Raw genomic sequence first — 18,566 nt, 5'->3', positions numbered from 1 at the left:
ACCTGAAGCGCATCTGAGTCGTGGCATCGTCAAACCAACCGCGGTGGGATGGCGACCGGGCGGCCATGACGGCCGTCGAGGTGCCGGTTTTGCTGCGACCACAGCTGGCGATACAGCGCGCAGCGCTCGAGCAGTGTCGAGTGCGGCGCGACGTCAAGGACCTTACCTTGATCCATAACAAGGATGTTGTCGCATTCTGTTAGCGAGGACAGCCGGTGCGAAACGATGATCATCGTGCGGCCGCTGGCGATGCGCATAAGATTGGCGCTTACCACTGCCTCGCTCTCCGGGTCGAGCGCGCTGGTCGCTTCGTCGAGGATGAGAATGGTCGGGTCGTGGATGAGGGCGCGTGCGATCGCCAGCCGCTGCTTTTGACCGCCTGACAAATTGGGCGAACCTTCCTCGATATAGGTGTCATAGCCATTGGGCATGCGCTCGATGAATTCCTGGGCGCCGGCGAGGTGCGCGGCGCGCATGGCATCGGAAAGCGTCAAGCCTGGACGCCCGGCGATGATGTTATCGCGGATCGACCCGCGAAAGAGAAAATTGTCCTGCAGGACCACGCCGAGCCCTTGGCGAAGATGGCGTAGGTTGATCTCCTTGAGGTCGACGCCATCAAGTTTGAGGAAGCCACTGTAGTCGCGGTTGATTCCCTGTAGGAGGCGCGCGATCGTTGATTTTCCCGAACCGCTACGCCCAACAATGCCAAACATGCTGCCGGCGGGAATGTGGAAGCTGACCCGGTCAAGCGCCGGTGTCTTTGTAGCGATGTAGCTGAATGTCAGGTCGCTGAAAGTGACCTCGCCCACAAGCCTGGGTCTCAGGCCGGTGGAATTCGAACTGCTCTCCAGCGGCCGGTTGAGAACCGAGGCCGCCTCGCCAATAGCTGCACCGACCTCCTCGTAGTCTTCAACCAGTCGGGCCAGGCCGACCAGCGGCTGCGCTACGCGCTGGGAGATCATCATGAAGGCAAACAGGCTGCCAACCATATAGCCCGAGCGGTCGTTCAATGCGAGATAGGCGCCGATCAGCATGGTGCCGAGCACCATGACGCGTTCGATCGGCGTGACCAGCGTCTGCGGCCAGCTTGCAAGCTGCCCGAATGCGAGGCGAGCCTTTCCGGCTTCCGCTACGCGCTCATCCCAGAGCGCCTTGCGCTGCGGCTCGAGGCCGAGCGCCTTCACTGTCTTGATGCCGACGACAGTCTCGCCAAGCGCTGCCGACTTCCAGGTCTCGGCTTCGACCACTCGCTGGTATCTGCGGCGCAGCGGTCTGAGAAAGGCAAGGATGATCAGCATGATCACGGCCGCGCACGCCATTACCACCCAGGCGAGCGTGGCGTTGATGTAGAACATGACCGGTATCAGCACGCACAATGTGATCAGATCCAGGAACGTGCTGAGAAGTTTTCCGGTCAGGAACTCTCTAATACGATAGACTTGGGCCAGATGATACATCGTCTCGCCGGCCGGATGACGCTCGAAATAGTCGAGCGGCAGGCGCAAGAGCCGGCTAAAGACGTGCAACTGCAGCTTGGTGTCCAGACGGGCGCCGACGACGTTGATGATCAGTCGCCGCGCATGGCCAAGAAGTGTCTCATAGGCGAAGACCACGGCAATCACCGCAGACAAGAGCAGCAACGTCGAGATGCTGTTGAACTGCAGCACCTTGTTGACCAGCGTCATTACGATGAGTGGCGGCAGGATGGTCAGAATGCTCAGCGTGAACGAGGCAATGGCTATGTCGCGCAGGGGCTGGCTTTCTAGCCGCACCAGTTGGGTGAGCCAGTGAAGGGTGAAAGGCGCATCCGCCGCCACGTGCGACCGTGTCGCGCGCAGCAGCACCGCCTCGCCCGTCCACACCCGCGACAGCCGAAGCTCGTCGATCGGGGTGGCCTCACCGTCGTCCGGCGCGTCGGCACTTTTGAGGAAGACGACATTGCGCTCCGCACTCGCTCCGGTCAGGAGGGCCGCGCCGCCATCGCTGAACAACAGCACGACCGGTCCGGTATCCTGGAAGCGCAAAAGATGTGACCAGCGGATACGCAGGGCACGCGCCCACATGCCGGCGGTCTGCGCCCATTCGGAGAGATCGGTAGCGGTCGGAACCGCGCTCGCTGTCCCGAGTTCGTTGGGGTCGAGTTCGACGCCATGATAACGCGCGGCCTGCAGCACCGCCTTGAGCCGCGGCCCGATCTGGTCGCGCTCGGCGGGACCGCCGGGGGTCCGCGCCGCCGCGTTGTGGCCGCCCGCTTGGCGCGCTGCGACGTCGCCTTCGGCGTCGGCACGGATCGAGGCCGGCTGGTTTTCGGCGTTTACGGGCACGTTTACCATGGACTTCTCATCCGGTACGCAGGGCGAGGGTTCGAAAATGCCCAAGCCGAGGTATTTGCCGAGGTTTCCGGCAACGCCGCATTATACTTCGAACCGACCGGCCACGCGACTCTGATGCCAATCCCTGTTTGGAAATGATGAACGCGCGAATTCCGCTCTCCCGCGAAGTCCGCGCGTACGTTTCGTCCTGTGTGGTCATGGTGGCTGACCATGGTCGGGAACCTAATAACCTGGAATGATCAGCGCGCGGGTCCGCTTTCCAGCGAAGCCCGCGCGCCTGGTTTAATCTGGACCATTTCCTGTCCAGGTTCACTCACTGCTCACTCATGCGGCTTCAGAATATCCTTCAGAGCCTTCTTCACTGTGTCGTCGGTGTTGGCGTAGCCGGCGCCCTGCTTGGTCTTGTCCGAGATCAGGTCGGTGCTCGCACCTAACGGCTTGTTCTGGTTCTGACCAAATCCACTGATCGTATTGAGGACATTCAGGAGGTCGGTCGTCACCGAACTGGCCGCCAGGCCAACAAGCTGCCGGAACGACGCATGGCTGACGGCACCACTGTCGGTCGAGCCGGATCGCAGGAACTGCGTCGAGTCCTTTAGGCCCAGCGTATTGGTCGTGACGTTGGCTTTGTGACCAGGACCGTTTTCGGCATTGTTATGGTTCCCGGAATTACCAGGTGCATCCTGATCTCCGTTGCCAAAGCCGTTATTGCCATGGTGGTGGTCACCTGTGTCACCGCCCGGGCCGGTCGCTCCGGTCGCTCCCGTCGATCCGGCTGAGCCAGTCGCTCCGGTCGAGCCAGTAGAGCCTGTTGCACCAGTCGAGCCAGTAGCTCCGGTCGAACCGGTTGCTCCCGTGGAGCCCGTTGCACCAGTCGAACCTGTGGCTCCCGTGTCGCCAGTTGCACCTGTGGCGCCGGTCGCACCAGTCGCGCCGGTAGAGCCCGTTGCACCAGTCGAGCCTGTCGCCCCGGTATCACCTGTAGTTCCGGTAGCACCAGTCGAGCCAGTAGCTCCGGTCGAACCGGTTGCTCCCGTGGAGCCCGTTGCACCAGTCGAACCTGTCGCTCCCGTGTCGCCAGTTGCACCTGTGGCGCCGGTCGCACCAGTAGATCCGGTAGAGCCCGTTGCACCAGTCGAGCCTGTCGCCCCGGTATTACCTGTGGCTCCGGTAGCACCAGTCGAGCCAGTCGAGCCCGTTGCACCGGTCGCGCCGGTATCACCGGTTGCTCCGGTAGAGCCCGTTGCACCAGTCGAGCCTGTCGCCCCGGTATCACCTGTGGCTCCGGTAGCACCAGTCGAGCCAGTCGCTCCAGTAGAGCCGGTTGCTCCGGTCGAGCCAGTCGCCCCGGTATCACCTGTTGCTCCGGTCGCTCCGGTTGCACCAGTTGAACCAGTCGCGCCGGTGGCACCCGTCGCTCCAGTATCACCGGTTGGTCCGGTTGAGCCCGTCGCTCCGGTCGAGCCAGTCGCTCCAGTAGAGCCGGTTGCACCAGTCGCGCCGGTATCACCGGTTGCTCCGGTCGAGCCTGTCGCACCAGTAGAGCCGGTGGCGCCGGTCGAACCTGTCGCTCCCGTATCGCCGGTCGCACCTGTGGCTCCGGTGGCACCAGTCGAGCCAGTCGAGCCCGTTGCACCGGTCGCGCCGGTATCACCGGTTGCTCCGGTCGAGCCAGTCGCTCCGGTCGAGCCAGTCGCTCCAGTAGAGCCGGTTGCTCCGGTCGAGCCAGTCGCCCCGGTGGAACCGGTTGCACCAGTCGCGCCGGTCGAGCCCGTTGCACCGGTATCACCGGTATCACCGGTTGCTCCGGTCGAGCCCGTGGCTCCGGTAGCACCAGTCGCGCCGGTCGAGCCCGTTGCACCGGTCGCGCCGGTATCACCGGTTGCTCCGGTCGAGCCTGTCGCACCAGTAGAGCCGGTTGCTCCGGTCGAGCCAGTCGCCCCCGTATCGCCGGTCGCACCTGTTGCACCAGTCGAGCCAGTCGCTCCGGTCGAGCCAGTCGCTCCAGTAGAGCCGGTTGCTCCGGTCGAGCCGGTGGCGCCGGTCGAACCTGTCGCTCCCGTATCGCCGGTCGCACCTGTGGCTCCGGTAGCACCAGTCGAGCCCGTTGCACCGGTCGCGCCGGTAGCACCGGTTGCTCCGGTCGAGCCTGTCGCACCAGTAGAGCCGGTGGCGCCGGTCGAACCTGTCGCTCCCGTATTGCCGGTCGCACCTGTGGCTCCGGTAGCACCAGTCGAGCCAGTCGAGCCCGTTGCACCGGTCGCGCCGGTATCACCGGTTGCTCCGGTCGAGCCAGTCGCTCCGGTCGAGCCAGTCGCTCCGGTCGAGCCAGTCGCTCCAGTCGAGCCCGTCGCTCCAGTGGAGCCAGTCGCGCCGGTATCACCGGTTGCTCCGGTCGAGCCTGTCGCACCAGTAGAGCCGGTGGCGCCGGTCGAACCTGTCGCTCCCGTATCGCCGGTCGCACCTGTGGCTCCGGTTGCACCAGTCGAGCCAGTCGAGCCCGTTGCACCGGTCGCGCCGGTATCACCGGTTGCTCCGGTCGAGCCAGTCGCTCCGGTCGAGCCAGTCGCTCCAGTAGAGCCGGTTGCTCCGGTCGAGCCAGTCGCCCCGGTGGAACCGGTTGCACCAGTCGAACCTGTCGCTCCCGTGTCGCCAGTTGCCCCTGTGGCTCCGGTGGAGCCTGTTGCTCCCGTGTCGCCAGTTGCCCCTGTGGCTCCGGTGGAGCCTGTTGCTCCAGTCGAGCCCGTCGCTCCAGTGGAGCCAGTCGCCCCGGTATCACCTGTTGCTCCGGTCGAGCCTGTCGCACCAGTAGAGCCAGTCGCTCCAGTAGAGCCGGTTGCTCCGGTCGAGCCAGTCGCCCCGGTGGAACCGGTAGCACCAGTCGCGCCGGTCGAGCCCGTTGCACCGGTCGCGCCGGTATCACCGGTTGCTCCGGTCGAGCCTGTCGCACCAGTAGAGCCGGTTGCTCCGGTCGAGCCAGTCGCCCCCGTATCGCCAGTCGCACCTGTGGCTCCGGTTCCACCAGTCGCGCCGGTCGAGCCCGTTGCACCGGTCGCGCCGGTATCACCGGTTGCTCCGGTCGAGCCTGTCGCACCAGTAGAGCCGGTGGCACCAGTCGAACCTGTCGCTCCCGTATCGCCGGTCGCACCTGTGGCTCCGGTTCCACCAGTCGAGCCAGTCGAGCCCGTTGCACCGGTCGCGCCGGTAGCACCGGTTGCTCCGGTCGAGCCTGTCGCACCAGTAGAGCCGGTGGCGCCGGTCGAACCTGTCGCTCCCGTATTGCCGGTCGCACCTGTGGCTCCGGTAGCACCAGTCGAGCCAGTCGAGCCCGTTGCACCGGTCGCGCCGGTATCACCGGTTGCTCCGGTCGAGCCAGTCGCTCCGGTCGAGCCAGTCGCTCCGGTCGAGCCAGTCGCTCCAGTCGAGCCCGTCGCTCCAGTGGAGCCAGTCGCGCCGGTATCACCGGTTGCTCCGGTCGAGCCTGTCGCACCAGTAGAGCCGGTGGCGCCGGTCGAACCTGTCGCTCCCGTATCGCCGGTCGCACCTGTGGCTCCGGTTGCACCAGTCGAGCCAGTCGAGCCCGTTGCACCGGTCGCGCCGGTATCACCGGTTGCTCCGGTCGAGCCAGTCGCTCCGGTCGAGCCAGTCGCTCCAGTAGAGCCGGTTGCTCCGGTCGAGCCAGTCGCCCCGGTGGAACCGGTTGCACCAGTCGAACCTGTCGCTCCCGTGTCGCCAGTTGCCCCTGTGGCTCCGGTGGAGCCTGTCGCTCCAGTCGAGCCCGTCGCTCCAGTGGAGCCAGTCGCCCCGGTATCACCTGTTGCTCCGGTCGAGCCTGTCGCACCAGTAGAGCCAGTCGCTCCAGTAGAGCCGGTTGCTCCGGTGGAGCCAGTCGCCCCGGTATCACCTGTTGCTCCGGTTGCTCCGGTCGTTCCGGTTGCACCAGTTGAACCAGTCGCGCCGGTGGCACCCGTCGCTCCAGTATCACCGGTTGCTCCGGTTGAGCCCGTCGCTCCGGTCGAGCCAGTCGCTCCGGTAGAGCCGGTAGCACCAGTCGCGCCGGTCGAGCCCGTTGCACCGGTCGCGCCGGTATCACCGGTTGCTCCGGTCGAGCCTGTCGCACCTGTGGCTCCGGTAGCACCAGTCGAGCCAGTCGAGCCCGTTGCACCGGTCGCGCCGGTATCACCGGTTGCCCCGGTCGAGCCTGTCGCACCAGTAGAGCCGGTGGCGCCGGTCGAACCAGAAGCACCCGTCGCGCCAGTCCCACCAGAAGCGCCCGTGGCGCCGGTCGCGCCAGTTGCACCGGTCCCACCCGAAGCACCTGTCGCGCCCGTCGCACCGGTCACACCTGAAGCACCCGTGGCACCGGTCCCGCCTGAAGCACCCGTGGCACCTGTCGCGCCAGTCGCACCCGCGCCTGTGGCGCCCGTCGCGCCGGTCGCACCCGTTGCACCCGCGCCGGTCGCGCCTGTGGCTCCGGTCGGACCGGTGGGGCCTGCCGGGCCTGTCGCGCCTTGGCTCGTAACAGCCAGGTTGCCGCCAACAAATGTATCACCGTTTTTGCCGTTGTTGGTAGAATCGGGGCTGAACGCGAACGCAGTTCCGCCAGCGCTGTGTATAAGCGTGCCATATATGTTAAAGCCGCTGTCATATATTGCATAGTCATGCAAAGTATCTGGGATCGAAATCGTTATAGCAAAATTTGGGGCAACAGTATTAGCGGAGGATGGAAGAACGAAGCTGCCGACAACGGTGTTGGTTGTTGTATCGATAATGTAAAATGTATTGATGCTTTTACTGCTTCCGGATGAGACAGTACCAGTGAGCGTCAAATTGCCCCCTGCCAGGACCCCAGTGTAGGCCGCCACGCCAACCGATGTCATCGGCGGCAAGCGCGAGCCGGCCAAGTTTTCGGGCATCTCCCATGAGCCGCCCAGCTTGGCTGCGCCAACCAGCGACCTGGATGCGCAAACGTCCGCGCCGATGGCTTCTTGCAGCGCCGTTACGAAGGTCTCGCCCGCAACCCCCGATGCCGTCTCGCAGCTCCACAGCCGCAGTTCACCGTCCGCGGCAAGCGCCCTGCCGATTGCGGCAAGATCCTCAGCATCTTCCTTCAGTGTGGCGGCCGACCACTCTCCGGCTGTGAAGCTAACCCGGCCAGGCGCGCCATGCGCCATAATATGGATCGCGTCGAGCCCTTCATGCCCTGCGAGCGCCGCAGCGATCTGCCGCGCCGCCGGCCAGCGGCCGTCGAGCACAATCGCTTGAACCTCGGGGCGCACGTTGCCGAGAACCGTCTGCAGGTCGGAGACTGAAGGATCGACAAAAAGAATTTCAGAGGCACGGGCCATGACTGGCTCCTGTTGGCTTCGAACTCAGTTCAAGCGGAAACCGCCCACCGGCCTGGCTGGCGAGCGCTCGGGATCAGCGGCTTGAGAGGCCTCATCTTCCGGACGGTCCGACGGCGCCGTCGGGATGTTCGACAGCGGGGCTCTCTACGCGGAGGAAGCTGCAGGCCTGGAAATTCCCGCCATCGTCAAACGTGCCAATCGCCAATGAACCGGCTGCGGCCGGAACCTTGACGGTGACAGCGACGGCGAGGCTTCGCTTGACGGCCTTGGGAAGAATGACCTGACCGACGACGGCGCTCTTGGCCGTGTCCAGGATAAAATATGGCACATTTTCGGTCGTGTCGCCGATGGGCAAGACGCCTCTCACGGCAACTTCCATGACCGCAAACCCCGTTATATAGCTCATGATTTCCTCCTCGGTCGGCAGCGGCTGCGCCGCCGTTTGTCTTGTTTCGTGCCTAGGTTTCTATCGCTGCCGAGCGCCCGCGCCAGCTGGGGCCTGTCGCAGCTTCTACGGGCGCTCGAGCCGCGTGCATTGAGCAGCCAGCAGCTCCGCACACCAACGGGCGCCGTGCAGGGCGACGAGCAATACTCATCAAGCGCCATGCAATCTTTGCTGGCGGCCAGGTGCAGATAATTGGGGGATTGATCGAAGCAGAAACCTGCGTTGCGGACGCATCGTTTCGCACTTGGTATCACACCGACCACAGCCAACTCCCAACACGCGTGTCAACTTGCGAGGGAAATCGACTACTTGCGAGGGAACATCAGGTTGGGAAAACGTTGGATGACGTCTTCCTTGCGCCAAACACTTTCTGCGCCCTCACGCACGAAGTGGCACTTGCTCCAGATACTCTCCTGGCTTCGCAGACAGCGCGAACCGACAGGCCTACTGCCCGGTCCACGGAAACCCTCCCATACATAAGGCATTAGTAAATTATGAAATTAGCAACTTGTAAATAACCTGTTTACAATTTGTTAATTGCCCAACCACGATTTACTACCTTGGAAAACATCGAGATGGCGCGGATACGGCCAAATGCATCGAAAAATCCGGGGCTTAAGATACACCACCTTCGTTATCGACGAACGCTTGATATCGCGGCGGGGGTGTACGTAGCGATCGAGCCTACAGGGCAATTCGCAAAGCCTCGCCCAAGGTGACCGCGAGACCCTTGCTGCGGCGGAAGGTGCTGGCTAACAATGGATCACGCTGAGGTAGCATCCAGATGGGCCGAGGCAGGGGAAAATGTGCATGGGACATGAAGGCCGGATAAGTCCGCACTGGAACGGATCCCTGTCCCCGATGGCACCATGGCACAAATGTAACCGCTTCAGCCCGCAGTCATGGGGGTCGAAAGTCAGCATATGACAAGCGGTAAGCGCCTCTGCCTTAACATGATCGTCAAGAACGAGATGGCGAACCTTCAACGCTGTCTCGGGGCGGTTGTCGACCACATCGACTGCTGGGTCATCGGCGACACCGGCTCGAACGACGGAACCCAGGATTTCATCAAGGCGTTCTTTGCCGTCCACAACCTGCCTGGCGAGCTGCATGAGTTCCCGTTCCACAATTTCGAGCAGGCCCGCAACGCCGCGCTCGATCACGCCTATGCCTCGCCGCTCGCCTATGACTATCTGCTGTTCGACGATGCCGACATGGAGCTGATGGTTGAGGATACGGGGTTCCGCGAGGGGCTCGACGGCCCGGGCTACCGGCTGTTGCAGCGGTCGGATTCCGGCCTGGCCTATTGGAACACGCGCCTTGTCAAACGCGACGCCGGTGCCCGCTACCATGGCGTGACCCACGAATATCTCGACGTGCCCGGTGGCGTGCAGGAACTGAGGGGTGCCTGGTACAAGGACCACGCCAGCGGCTCGAACCGGGTGGACAAGTTCGAGCGTGATGCCAGGCTTTTGCTGGACGCCCTTGAGAACGATCCGGAAAATCAGCGCTACTGGTTCTACCTGGCGCAGTCCTACCGCGACGCTGGGCGGACGGCGGAGGCGGCGGTGGCCTACGCCAAGCGTGCCGCGATGGGCGGCTGGGACGAGGAGGCGTGGAATGCCCGCCTGCAGGAGGCGCGCTGCCTGCGCAAACTCGGCGACGAGGCTGGCTTTGTTCAACAGGCGCTTGCCGCCTTCAATCAACGGCCGCAACGCGCCGAGCCACTTTATGACCTGGCACGGTTTTACCGCGAGAAGGGGATGAACGACGCCAGCGTGTTGTTCTCCGAAGCAGGGCTGGCGATCAAGCGGCCGGAGCAGGACATCCTGTTCCTCGAGGATTTCGTGTACACGACAGGCCTGCGCGAAGAGTATGCGATCGCGGCGAATTATGCGCGCGACCCGGTGCGCAAGGATCGCGGTTTCGCGACTTGCAACTGGTTAGCGCTGGACCGTAGTATCGGCGATGGACCCAGGGATCTCGCCTGGTCCAACCTGTTCTTCTATGTGCAGCCAGCCAAGACAACGATGCCGTCGTTCAGCGCTCATCCGATCGTTTTCGCTGCGCCCGAGGGCTACAGGCCGTCAAGCCCCTCGGTGGCGCGCCTGGGCAAGGAGATTGTGCTTGCTCAGGCAGCGGTGAACTACACCACAAGCGAAGACGGCGTCCATCTCCGGACGAAAGGCGGCGAGGCGATCCTCGCTCGGAATTTCCTTCTGCGGTTGACCAATGGGCTCGCCGTCCGATCGACAACCGAGATGCTGCCGCCGACAAACATGCGCGAGGCCGGCGTCGAGGACCTGCGTCTGTTCGCCTGGAAAGGTAAGCTGTGGGGCTCGGCCTCCGTCCGCGATCTGGCGGACAGCGAGGGCAAGCAGGTCATCATGCGCGTCGACGACAGCGAAACCGGCCACCACCGGATGACCGACCTGCGCGTGCTGCCCGCGACGGGGCCGAGTGCGCACGACAGGAAATGGATGACGCAGGTCACATCAGGCGAAGCCGGCGAGGAGCGGCTGCAGTTGGTCTGTTTCGGCGATCCAATTCGGGTGGCGGATGAGCGAGCTGAAACGATCAGCGAGACCTCTCCTGGAATTGCGGCCCAACGATTCGGCGGCGTAAGCCAACAGGTCGCTTTCGCCGGCGGTTGGCTAATGTTGATTCACGAGGTGCAATGGAGACCCTCCGAGAACAGGCGATACTGCCTGCATCGGTTTGTTTGGTTCGACGCAATGAACCTGCTGCAAAAGGTGAGCCGTCCCTTTTACTTCAACGAGAAGGGGGCCGAGTTCGCTGCCGGCTTGGCTTGGCATCCCGATGAGAAGCGCTTGCTGATTTCCTACAGCGTTGCCGACAGCGAGTGCTGGATCGCGACCGTCGATGATGCGGATGTGGGAGGGATGCTAGAGGATGTGGATCGCCTGTCGTCGGTGGCTGATCCAGGGACGAAACAGACACTGTCGACGCCGGCCTTGCGCGCCCCTCCAACGAAAGCCGGGATCAAGCCTGGCCGCGCCGACGGTGGGGCCATGGGTGATGCAAACCGGGCGCCGTTGGAAGGTAAGGACTTCGGCACCGGCAGCATGAAATCGACAGAAGAGATCTTTCATGAGCTCGCGCCGTTTCTGCGCGACGCCGATTCTCCGCTGGAACGACTGCAACGATCGCGCCAGTTCGACGCGCGGATTTATCCCTTCCTTGGCAGCGACGACACCGCACTTCCGCAGATCAACTGCTTCTATGAAGTGATGTCCGACAAAGCTGAGCATCGTACCTTGATTGGCGCCACAACGTCGATGCGAGCGGCTGGCCATCCGGTGCGGGTGTGGAGCTATGCGCCAGAGAAGCTCGAATTCCTCGTCCCGCACGGGATCGAGGTCCGCAATGCCGACGACGTCATGCCGCGGGCCCTGTTCGAGCGCATCGTCGCCGGCTCCGAGATCAGATATTTCAGCGATATTTTCCGCTACGCCCTGCTCTACGAACATGGCGGCCTGTGGATGGATTCCGACGTGATCCTGCTGCGGCCGTTCCCCTTTCGCGGCGATCACTTTTTCAATCTGCAATGGCGGGGAGCACACAAGGGCCACTTCATCTGCGGCAACGTCATATACGCCAAGCCCTACAGCCGCCACCTCAGGGCGCTATACGAATTGTCGCTCGAGCGTTTCCAAGAAGCGCGCGGCAAGGAGTTCGGTGACATCGGCCCGAAGCTGCTCTCCGACTACATCGCGACCGCAGCCGGCGCCGAGCTGCGCGACCAGGTATTCAGCCCGATGTTCTTCAACGCGATCGATTGGACCGAGATCGACAGGTTCGATAGGCCGTTATCGGAATTGACCGATTATCTGAACGATGCCCGCGTGTTCGGTATCCACCTGTGGACGGCCCGCAACGACGCCCGGCCGGGCGGCGAGGGGGCACCGTTGATCTCGCAGCTGATCAACCCACTCGATAGTTTCCCGGCATTCACAACTCTCGCCGACCGCTTCAATACCGACAAGAACCGGCATACGGGCAACCGTCATGCCTATGCCAGGGTCTACGATCGCCTGCTGTCGGGCAGAAGGCTTGCCATGCGGCGGCTCATGGAAATCGGGCTTTGCCGCAGGCTGGCGGACAACCAGAGCGAGACACCTTCGGTCGCGCTATGGCAGAGCTACTTTCCGTTTTGCCAGGTGGTCGGCGTCGACCTGACGGACTTTTCCCGCCTGAACAATGAACGTTTCAAGTCGTTCGTCGGCGACCAATCCAAGCTGGATGATCTGCGCGGAGTCGCGGCGAAACTCGAGCCGCGCTCGTTCGACGCGATCATCGACGACGGCAGCCACGCCTCGTTCGACGAGCAGCTCACCCTGCGCGAGTTCTTCCCGCTGCTCGCGGAGGGCGGCTGGTATTTCATCGAAGACCTCGACTGGCAGCCGCCGGGCGAGGATCTTGGCAAGATCACGCTGACGAAGAACTTGCTGCGGGAAATCCAGCAGTACGGCAGCGCGCGGTCGGTCGATCCGCTGGGCGTGAGCGCGCTTGCCGGTCAGTTCGCCGAGATCCTGTTCTTCGACAGCCACTACGAGTTGAATCGGGCGAAACTGCTGGGAGGCCTGGTGGCTATCCGCAAGGGCGCGTCGGGCATGTCCGCCAGGCGAAATCTTGCACCAGCGCGTGAGTGAGCAGAGCGCCGTGAAAGTCGCTGTCTACACCATCGCCTTGAACGAAGCCGCAAACGCGGAGCGCTGGGCCAATTCGGCCGTCGACGCCGACTATCGCATTGTCGCCGACACGGGCAGCACCGACGATACGGTGGAACGGCTGACCGCTGCCGGCGTTACCGTGCACAGGATAGCGGTCCGCCCATGGCGTTTCGACGATGCCCGCAACGCCGCGATGGCACTGATCCCGCACGACGTCGATGTGTGCTGCACAATGGACATGGACCGGTTCCTTGAACCTGGCTGGCGGGCAAAGCTCGAGGCTGTCTGGACTCGCGAGACGACAGCCCTTTATTGTCAGACAGTGTACAGAGCGAGCGTCGACGACCCGACCCCACTTCGCAACTGGCCAGCGAAAAACTTTCATCATCGCTGGGGATATCGTTTCAAGAGGCCTGTTCACGAAGCCCTGGTCTTCACGGGAGAGAGGGAGGTCACGGCCAGCAGCAGCGACATTGTCATGTTCGAGGTGCAGGACCTTACCAAGCCAACAAGGAGCAGTTACCTGCCGCTGATGGAAGTGGCGCACAAGGAAGACCCCGCCGACGCACAAATCTGCTTCTGGCTCGGGCGAGACCTGATGTGGGCCAACCAGAAGGATCGGGCTGTCGAGTTGCTTGAGCGCTATCTTGCCTTGCCGACAAGCACGTGGGGCGAAGAACGAGCCGAGGCCATGCGTTATATCGCGCGTATGCGCCCGGAACAGAGCTTGTCCTGGCTGGACAAGGCGCGGATGGAAGCGCCGCACCGCCGCGAGATCTGGGCCGACCTGGCCGAAGAGCTCCACGGCAAAGCGGACTGGTTGAATCTGTTTTGGGCTTGCACCAACGGTATCGAGAGGACGCACCGCACCGGAAGCTATCTGGACGATCAGAACTGCTGGGGATTTCGGCTGTTTGACCTCGGCGCCATCGCGTCATGGCATCTCAATGCGATGGACCGTGCGGTAGAATGGGGGCAAAGGGCACTTGAACTCGACTCAGTTAACCAGAGACTCAAGAACAATCTAGAGTTTTTCGTTCGGCTGCGGGAGGAGGAGCGGACCGGAGATATCGAGACACGAGCACCCACAGATGCCGCAGCCACGCAACGCGGCTGAGCCGCAAATGCAGATCTACTGCGAAGGGCTAATCTGGTTCATGCGACTCTGCGTGGGCGCCTGCTTCGCAGGATGTCACTTCATGTGTTGATCCGAACCGATTCCTCGGGTCGTTCATCGCTGATCGCCAGAGGTGGAAGGCACACATACGCTTTCAGCGACGGCATTACCCCATTCATGATGCAGTCAATTCCAGCATTGTTCAGCCTCAGGCCGAATCCCGCGAAATCGATGATCATCGGCCGTATTGGAAGGCACCAGTCGAGCAGCGCGCGTGCCCCGTTTGGAGAAACTGAATAACATACAAGACCCAAAAGATGGTGTGCTCGCAGAAGAACGGGTTCCGTTTCGGCCTCTTGAAAATCCTGGACATGTGTCATCACCTCTCCAGAAAAGAACTCAAGCCTCGCGCCAGTTCCGCCTGGGAGGGCATCCAGCCAAGCGTAACACCGCAGGCTTGCGCTCCAAAGGATGAAGTCCCAGTCACGAATGTTAGCCAACAGTGAATGCATGTGCGGTTCGAAATGACGAGAAAAGATGGCATCGTCTTCGGCCACGGTTATTGCCTCACTCCGTCGAACAGCTTCTTTCCAGAGCGCGACGTGAGAAACGGCGCAGCCCAAACTTCCAGCCGCGTAATCTAGATCCGGCGAGATGATTTTGTCCTGTACAAGCCGATCACGGTCCACAAGTCGACCATCAGTTCCAGGAAATCTCCGAATACTTCTAAGATGATCGTTCGTCTTACGAAATCTCTCGAGACGATCAACGCTGCGATCAAGGTTGATTACGTGAACGTGATCTATCATTCGTCTCACCGTATCCTCGCCAGGCAGTGATTTCGTTCTCACATGTAACGGACTGAGCGCGACCAATTCAAAAATCGTTGACTGGACGACGCAGGCATCTCCGTCAAAAGTATGGATCAATCTCCAAGACCTCGGTAATTGTGGCAAACTTTCGCGTTGCCGACTCGGAAAAAGCGATAGCCCTGTCGCGCCGTTTCGTAAAAAGAGCGTCAAACTCAACGGCGTCGCCGTCGAAATGCGGAATTTGCTTGATGTGCCGTAGGGAAAATCCGAAAAGTCCAAGCATATCGATGATATCACCAAGTAGTTTCTGACCTTTGTATATAGGGACTACGTGCGTCTCCAGTTCGATGGCCAGGCAATTCTCCAGAAGGTGCCCAAAGCCCAGCAGAACTTCGTATTCAAGACCTTGAACATCTATCTTCATCACGTCCGGTGACGGAGCGGCGTGCCTTCGGAACAAATCGTCATATCGAACGCATTCGACGTCTTGCGTGCCGACCACGACAAAAATTGGCGCTACCGAATACTGCTGCAGCACGTCGAAGTTTGGCTCCCTCAAGGAGGAGCAGCTTGTATCCGCTGTAATGTGGAGCTTCTGAACGCCTGTGGTGTGGGCCAGCGCCTTTTCTATTACCTGAGCGCCGGGGATTCGGCCAAGGGTTTGCCTTAGCACTGCAGCCTCCGACGGTATGGGTTCGAAAACCACCGGCGTAATCTGATCGGCTCTCAGCATCCACTTGAGTTGCAGGCCCCCTTGGCCACCGACATCGACAAGCGTAATGCGCTCCTCTGCTGGCGTACGGGACAATTCAGGATACGCGTCAAACGTCTCAACCAGAACGCTGACGAGGACGAACTGTTCGCGTCCAGTGCCAGCATAGAAGGGGTGGCGGTTTTTGGAGCAGCCGATGGACAGGGTTGAATGGCAGCTCAGGAATGTCGCCTCTACCTCAAGTAGCCCCTCGGAACTCTTTTCAACCGCTATGCTTCTGCAAATGCCATCATTGACTATGGACCCGTCCGCAGAAATTTCCGCTACATCGATGGAGCCATAGTGATGGATGTAGAAATTGGCGGTAGCGTCAGGGCGAAATTTCAGCAAACATTTCAGTCTGATAGTTCTAAATAGAAAAGCTGAATGATGGAGGCGCAACAGGTGCCAGTTGTGCCGCTCCGTATCCGAGACGACAAGGGATCCGTCTTCAAGGCGAACTGACATTTCATTCGCCACCTGCCAACTTGAAAAAGCATCCCCTGTGTATGTTCGCGAAAAAATGGCCTCGCCCACTCCTCATCCCCCATTTCCCGAGCCTTCGCCTTTATGGACTGACATGGTATTTTAAAACGTGGCGGTCGGATATTGGGAATCGAAGCGCGGCGCGGGATATCGTTACACTGTTTGGGGGCGACAGCTTGATTTCCGCTGCGCTGACCGGATCGGACCCGCCAGCAATAACTATGCCGCCATGACGCGGCCGACCAGTGTACCCCCGAAGTTGCTTTGCGCTCCAATCGACTATCAGCCGCACCTTGCTGATCCTCGAAAGCGAATTTTGCCAACATAGACAAGAAAGGGTTCGGTCGGCGACCCGGTCTAGAACTCCCCCTTAACTTGTTGCCTCATATCGGATGCCATTTCAACGGAGCGTACGCCATGTTGATGGCACAATCGACATCGTCATGCGGCTTTGACGCCGAAACACGAAAGTCGATAAGGTCAATTAACCGTGGATAACGAACTGGGTACCGAGCCCTTGGGTTATCGAATCGTAGAGATCTGGTTCTTCTTTGCTCAAAATTGGACACAGTCGTGCTAATGTACGGGCTGCGCGCCGATCGGTCGCACAGGATGTCAAGTCGTCGTCCGGCATCGGCAGTTGATTCTACGCACACATCGATAAGTGACCAAATACAAAGGCCGTGGCGGGGGCAAGTTCGATGGGTGTCGATATATACGTTATGGATTTTCTCTTGAAATTCCGCGGGCGGTCTCTTGGCGAAACCTTGTGGTTAGGACGTCAAGGTTACCACATTCACGACAGCACCTTGGGAAATTCCGTCCTTCGTTCATATGACAGACGAGTATCGATCGAAAATATCAAGGGAGAAACGCGATATTGCGAGGAATTATTCAAGTATCTGGGAAGCAAGGCGATAAGGTCACTCGATTATTCTGATTTCGAAGGAGCCGACATCACTCACGACCTGAACGATCCGATTCCTGATGAACTTGCAAATCAATTCGACTGTATTTTCGACGGCGGGACGATTGAGCATGTGTTTGATACGCGCATGGCATTTTCGAACGTAAAGAGGATGCTAAGAGTCGGCGGCATATTCTTGATGGTGGACGGCGCAAATAACTTACTTGGACATGGCCTTTACCAGTTTAGTCCTGACTTGTTATGGCGAACATTTTCTCGCGAAAACGGATTCGAGATAGAGCTGATGCAATTGGTCGACGACGTGGGGAAGCCCAATCCACGAGACGTTCCCGACCCGGCTGTTCTCGGACAGCGCTCAAACATGACAATGAGCACTGCTAGAACATACGTCCTCATGGCAGCCAGGAAGACATTCGAGATTTCTGACGGCGAGCAGAAAGTTTACCAAAGTGATTACCTTGCGGCGTGGCAAAGGTCAGGAAAGGATGATTGAGCGCGCAGCCAGCAAAGGCGTTCGCAAACCGCGGTCAAAAGCTTGTTTGAAACGCACCATGCGTCCCGACCCTTTGCCTTACGGATCAGGTATTCTAAGTTCGAGCGGTCGGACATCAGGAACCCAATTGCGGCGACGAGATTTCGTTACACTGTTTGCGGGCGCAGCGATCCGCAACTTGATCCCAGCGGCATTGACGCAGCCGGGAAGAGCAGGCACAAGCTACGCGGTGTCCGTGCCGCCCCTTGCCGTTCCCTCCACCCTACTAACCGCCCCGATCGAACTCGCCGGCGACTGGGGTCACATGCTTCCGCGCTCCGCAGATCAGGTTGTCGAGCGCACGCGGCACGCCTGCCTGGATGGCGTCCGCCTGCTCTCCGATGGCCAGCCTACGCGACTTCGTGTCGACGAGCACACTTCGGGGCAGCCGGCGATCTGGCTGCACCCCGACGGTAGCAGCATGGCGTGGATCATTGTCGACATTGGCGAACGGGATTGGTCAAAGCTCGCCTACCAATTCGGCCATGAGCTCGGCCACGTCATGGCCAACAGCTGGCAGGCGGATGCCAAGCCGGCGCCGCCCTGCCAGTGGCTGGAGGAAGCGTTGGTCGAGGCCTTCTCGCTGCGCGGTCTTGGTCGCTTGGCGAAGGACTGGAAAGAGAGTCCGCCATTTGCCGGCGACAACGCGTTCGGCGATGCCATAGCGGCGTATCGCGACAACATCGTCCGCGGCTACGCCGCGCTCGCCGACAGCCAGGGGCTGAGCCGCGACCCGGCCGCCTGGTTCGCCGATCATCGCAGCGAAATCGAAATACCCGGTCTCAATCCGTTTGCCCAAGCAATCTCCCAGACCATCCTCACTGAGTACGAGGCGGCGCCCGACTGTGTCGAGGCGCTGGGCGCACTGAACCGATGGCCCGGCCGCACAGGTGTACCGATCGCCGAGTATCTGAATCGATGGGAGGCGAGTTGCGCCGAACTGCAAGCCTCGCCCCGACTGCCGGTCCGGCTGCGCGAACTCCTGCACATCGCTTGATCGGTAAGGGGTGAGGAACAAACCAACTCTGATCTTCGGAACTGCACCGAAGGAGGCAATTGCGAAGCGTTGACGCGCACGAGACAGCATCCTTCTGCGAAGCCTTGCACGGGCCGCGGCAGA

Annotated in this window: 10 protein-coding genes and 1 pseudogene; 5 read left to right on the top strand and 6 right to left on the bottom strand. The window is 61.0% G+C overall.

Translation table 11 applies throughout. From position 1 onward, the window contains the following. Positions 1-29: 29 nt before the first annotated feature. Positions 30-2,333, bottom strand: a complete 2,304-nt coding sequence (locus ACYG9R_RS28415; protein ID WP_023825234.1) for a peptidase domain-containing ABC transporter — start codon at positions 2,331-2,333, stop codon at positions 30-32. Between the two features lie 320 nt (positions 2,334-2,653). Next, positions 2,654-2,833: a hypothetical protein gene (locus ACYG9R_RS28410; RefSeq protein ID WP_023715472.1), complete on the bottom strand. Its 180-nt coding sequence runs from the start codon at positions 2,831-2,833 to the stop codon at positions 2,654-2,656. Between the two features lie 4,011 nt (positions 2,834-6,844). Here ACYG9R_RS28410 and ACYG9R_RS28405 point away from each other — a divergent pair. Beyond that, positions 6,845-7,141 (top strand): hypothetical protein, encoded by a 297-nt coding sequence (locus ACYG9R_RS28405; RefSeq protein ID WP_460221864.1) that lies wholly within the window; start codon positions 6,845-6,847, stop codon positions 7,139-7,141. 45 nt (positions 7,142-7,186) lie between these two features. On the opposite strand, the pseudogene ACYG9R_RS28400 reads toward ACYG9R_RS28405, so the two are convergent. Next, positions 7,187-7,681 (bottom strand): annotated as a pseudogene (locus ACYG9R_RS28400) (DUF4347 domain-containing protein); the annotation flags it as partial. A 91-nt stretch (positions 7,682-7,772) separates the two neighbouring features. Continuing rightward, the gene (locus ACYG9R_RS28395; RefSeq protein ID WP_155923361.1) at positions 7,773-8,087 is read right to left on the bottom strand and encodes a hypothetical protein; all 315 of its coding nucleotides are present in this window, start codon (positions 8,085-8,087) and stop codon (positions 7,773-7,775) included. A gap of 962 nt (positions 8,088-9,049) precedes the next feature. Here ACYG9R_RS28395 and ACYG9R_RS28390 point away from each other — a divergent pair. Both ACYG9R_RS28390 and ACYG9R_RS28385 read left to right on the top strand, forming a co-directional pair. Then, positions 9,050-12,799 carry a glycosyltransferase gene (locus tag ACYG9R_RS28390; protein ID WP_155923362.1) on the top strand — a complete coding sequence of 1,250 codons (3,750 nt, stop codon included), beginning with the start codon at positions 9,050-9,052 and terminating at the stop codon, positions 12,797-12,799. A gap of 10 nt (positions 12,800-12,809) precedes the next feature. After that, positions 12,810-13,937 carry a tetratricopeptide repeat-containing glycosyltransferase gene (locus ACYG9R_RS28385; RefSeq protein WP_023730056.1) on the top strand — a complete coding sequence of 376 codons (1,128 nt, stop codon included), beginning with the start codon at positions 12,810-12,812 and terminating at the stop codon, positions 13,935-13,937. 80 nt (positions 13,938-14,017) lie between these two features. On the opposite strand, the gene ACYG9R_RS28380 is transcribed toward ACYG9R_RS28385, so the two are convergent. Next, positions 14,018-14,746: a glycosyltransferase family 25 protein gene (locus ACYG9R_RS28380; protein ID WP_081726976.1), complete on the bottom strand. Its 729-nt coding sequence runs from the start codon at positions 14,744-14,746 to the stop codon at positions 14,018-14,020. A 103-nt stretch (positions 14,747-14,849) separates the two neighbouring features. Continuing rightward, positions 14,850-16,037, bottom strand: a complete 1,188-nt coding sequence (locus ACYG9R_RS28375; RefSeq protein ID WP_155923363.1) for an FkbM family methyltransferase — start codon at positions 16,035-16,037, stop codon at positions 14,850-14,852. Positions 16,038-16,687: 650 nt separating this feature from the next. On the opposite strand from ACYG9R_RS28375, the gene ACYG9R_RS28370 reads away from it, so the two are divergent. Continuing rightward, positions 16,688-17,407 (top strand): class I SAM-dependent methyltransferase, encoded by a 720-nt coding sequence (locus ACYG9R_RS28370; RefSeq protein ID WP_023825269.1) that lies wholly within the window; start codon positions 16,688-16,690, stop codon positions 17,405-17,407. 304 nt (positions 17,408-17,711) lie between these two features. Next, on the top strand, positions 17,712-18,443 hold the full coding sequence (locus ACYG9R_RS28365) for a hypothetical protein (protein ID WP_023699091.1): 732 nt from the start codon (positions 17,712-17,714) through the stop codon (positions 18,441-18,443). Positions 18,444-18,566 lie beyond the last annotated feature (123 nt).

Source organism: Mesorhizobium sp. RSR565B, assembly GCF_054719465.1.
This window is presented reverse-complemented; position numbering and strand designations above follow the sequence as displayed.

Bases quoted from the DNA above. Each gene is read 5' to 3' on its own strand.
- ACYG9R_RS28415 (WP_023825234.1), bottom strand. From the start codon at position 2,333: ATGGTAAACGTGCCCGTAAACGCCGAAAACCAGCCGGCCTCGATCCGT.
- ACYG9R_RS28395 (WP_155923361.1), bottom strand. From the start codon at position 8,087: ATGAGCTATATAACGGGGTTTGCGGTCATGGAAGTTGCCGTGAGAGGC.
- ACYG9R_RS28390 (WP_155923362.1), top strand. From the start codon at position 9,050: ATGACAAGCGGTAAGCGCCTCTGCCTTAACATGATCGTCAAGAACGAG.
- ACYG9R_RS28380 (WP_081726976.1), bottom strand. From the start codon at position 14,746: ATGATAGATCACGTTCACGTAATCAACCTTGATCGCAGCGTTGATCGT.
- ACYG9R_RS28370 (WP_023825269.1), top strand. From the start codon at position 16,688: ATGGGTGTCGATATATACGTTATGGATTTTCTCTTGAAATTCCGCGGG.
- ACYG9R_RS28365 (WP_023699091.1), top strand. From the start codon at position 17,712: ATGCTTCCGCGCTCCGCAGATCAGGTTGTCGAGCGCACGCGGCACGCC.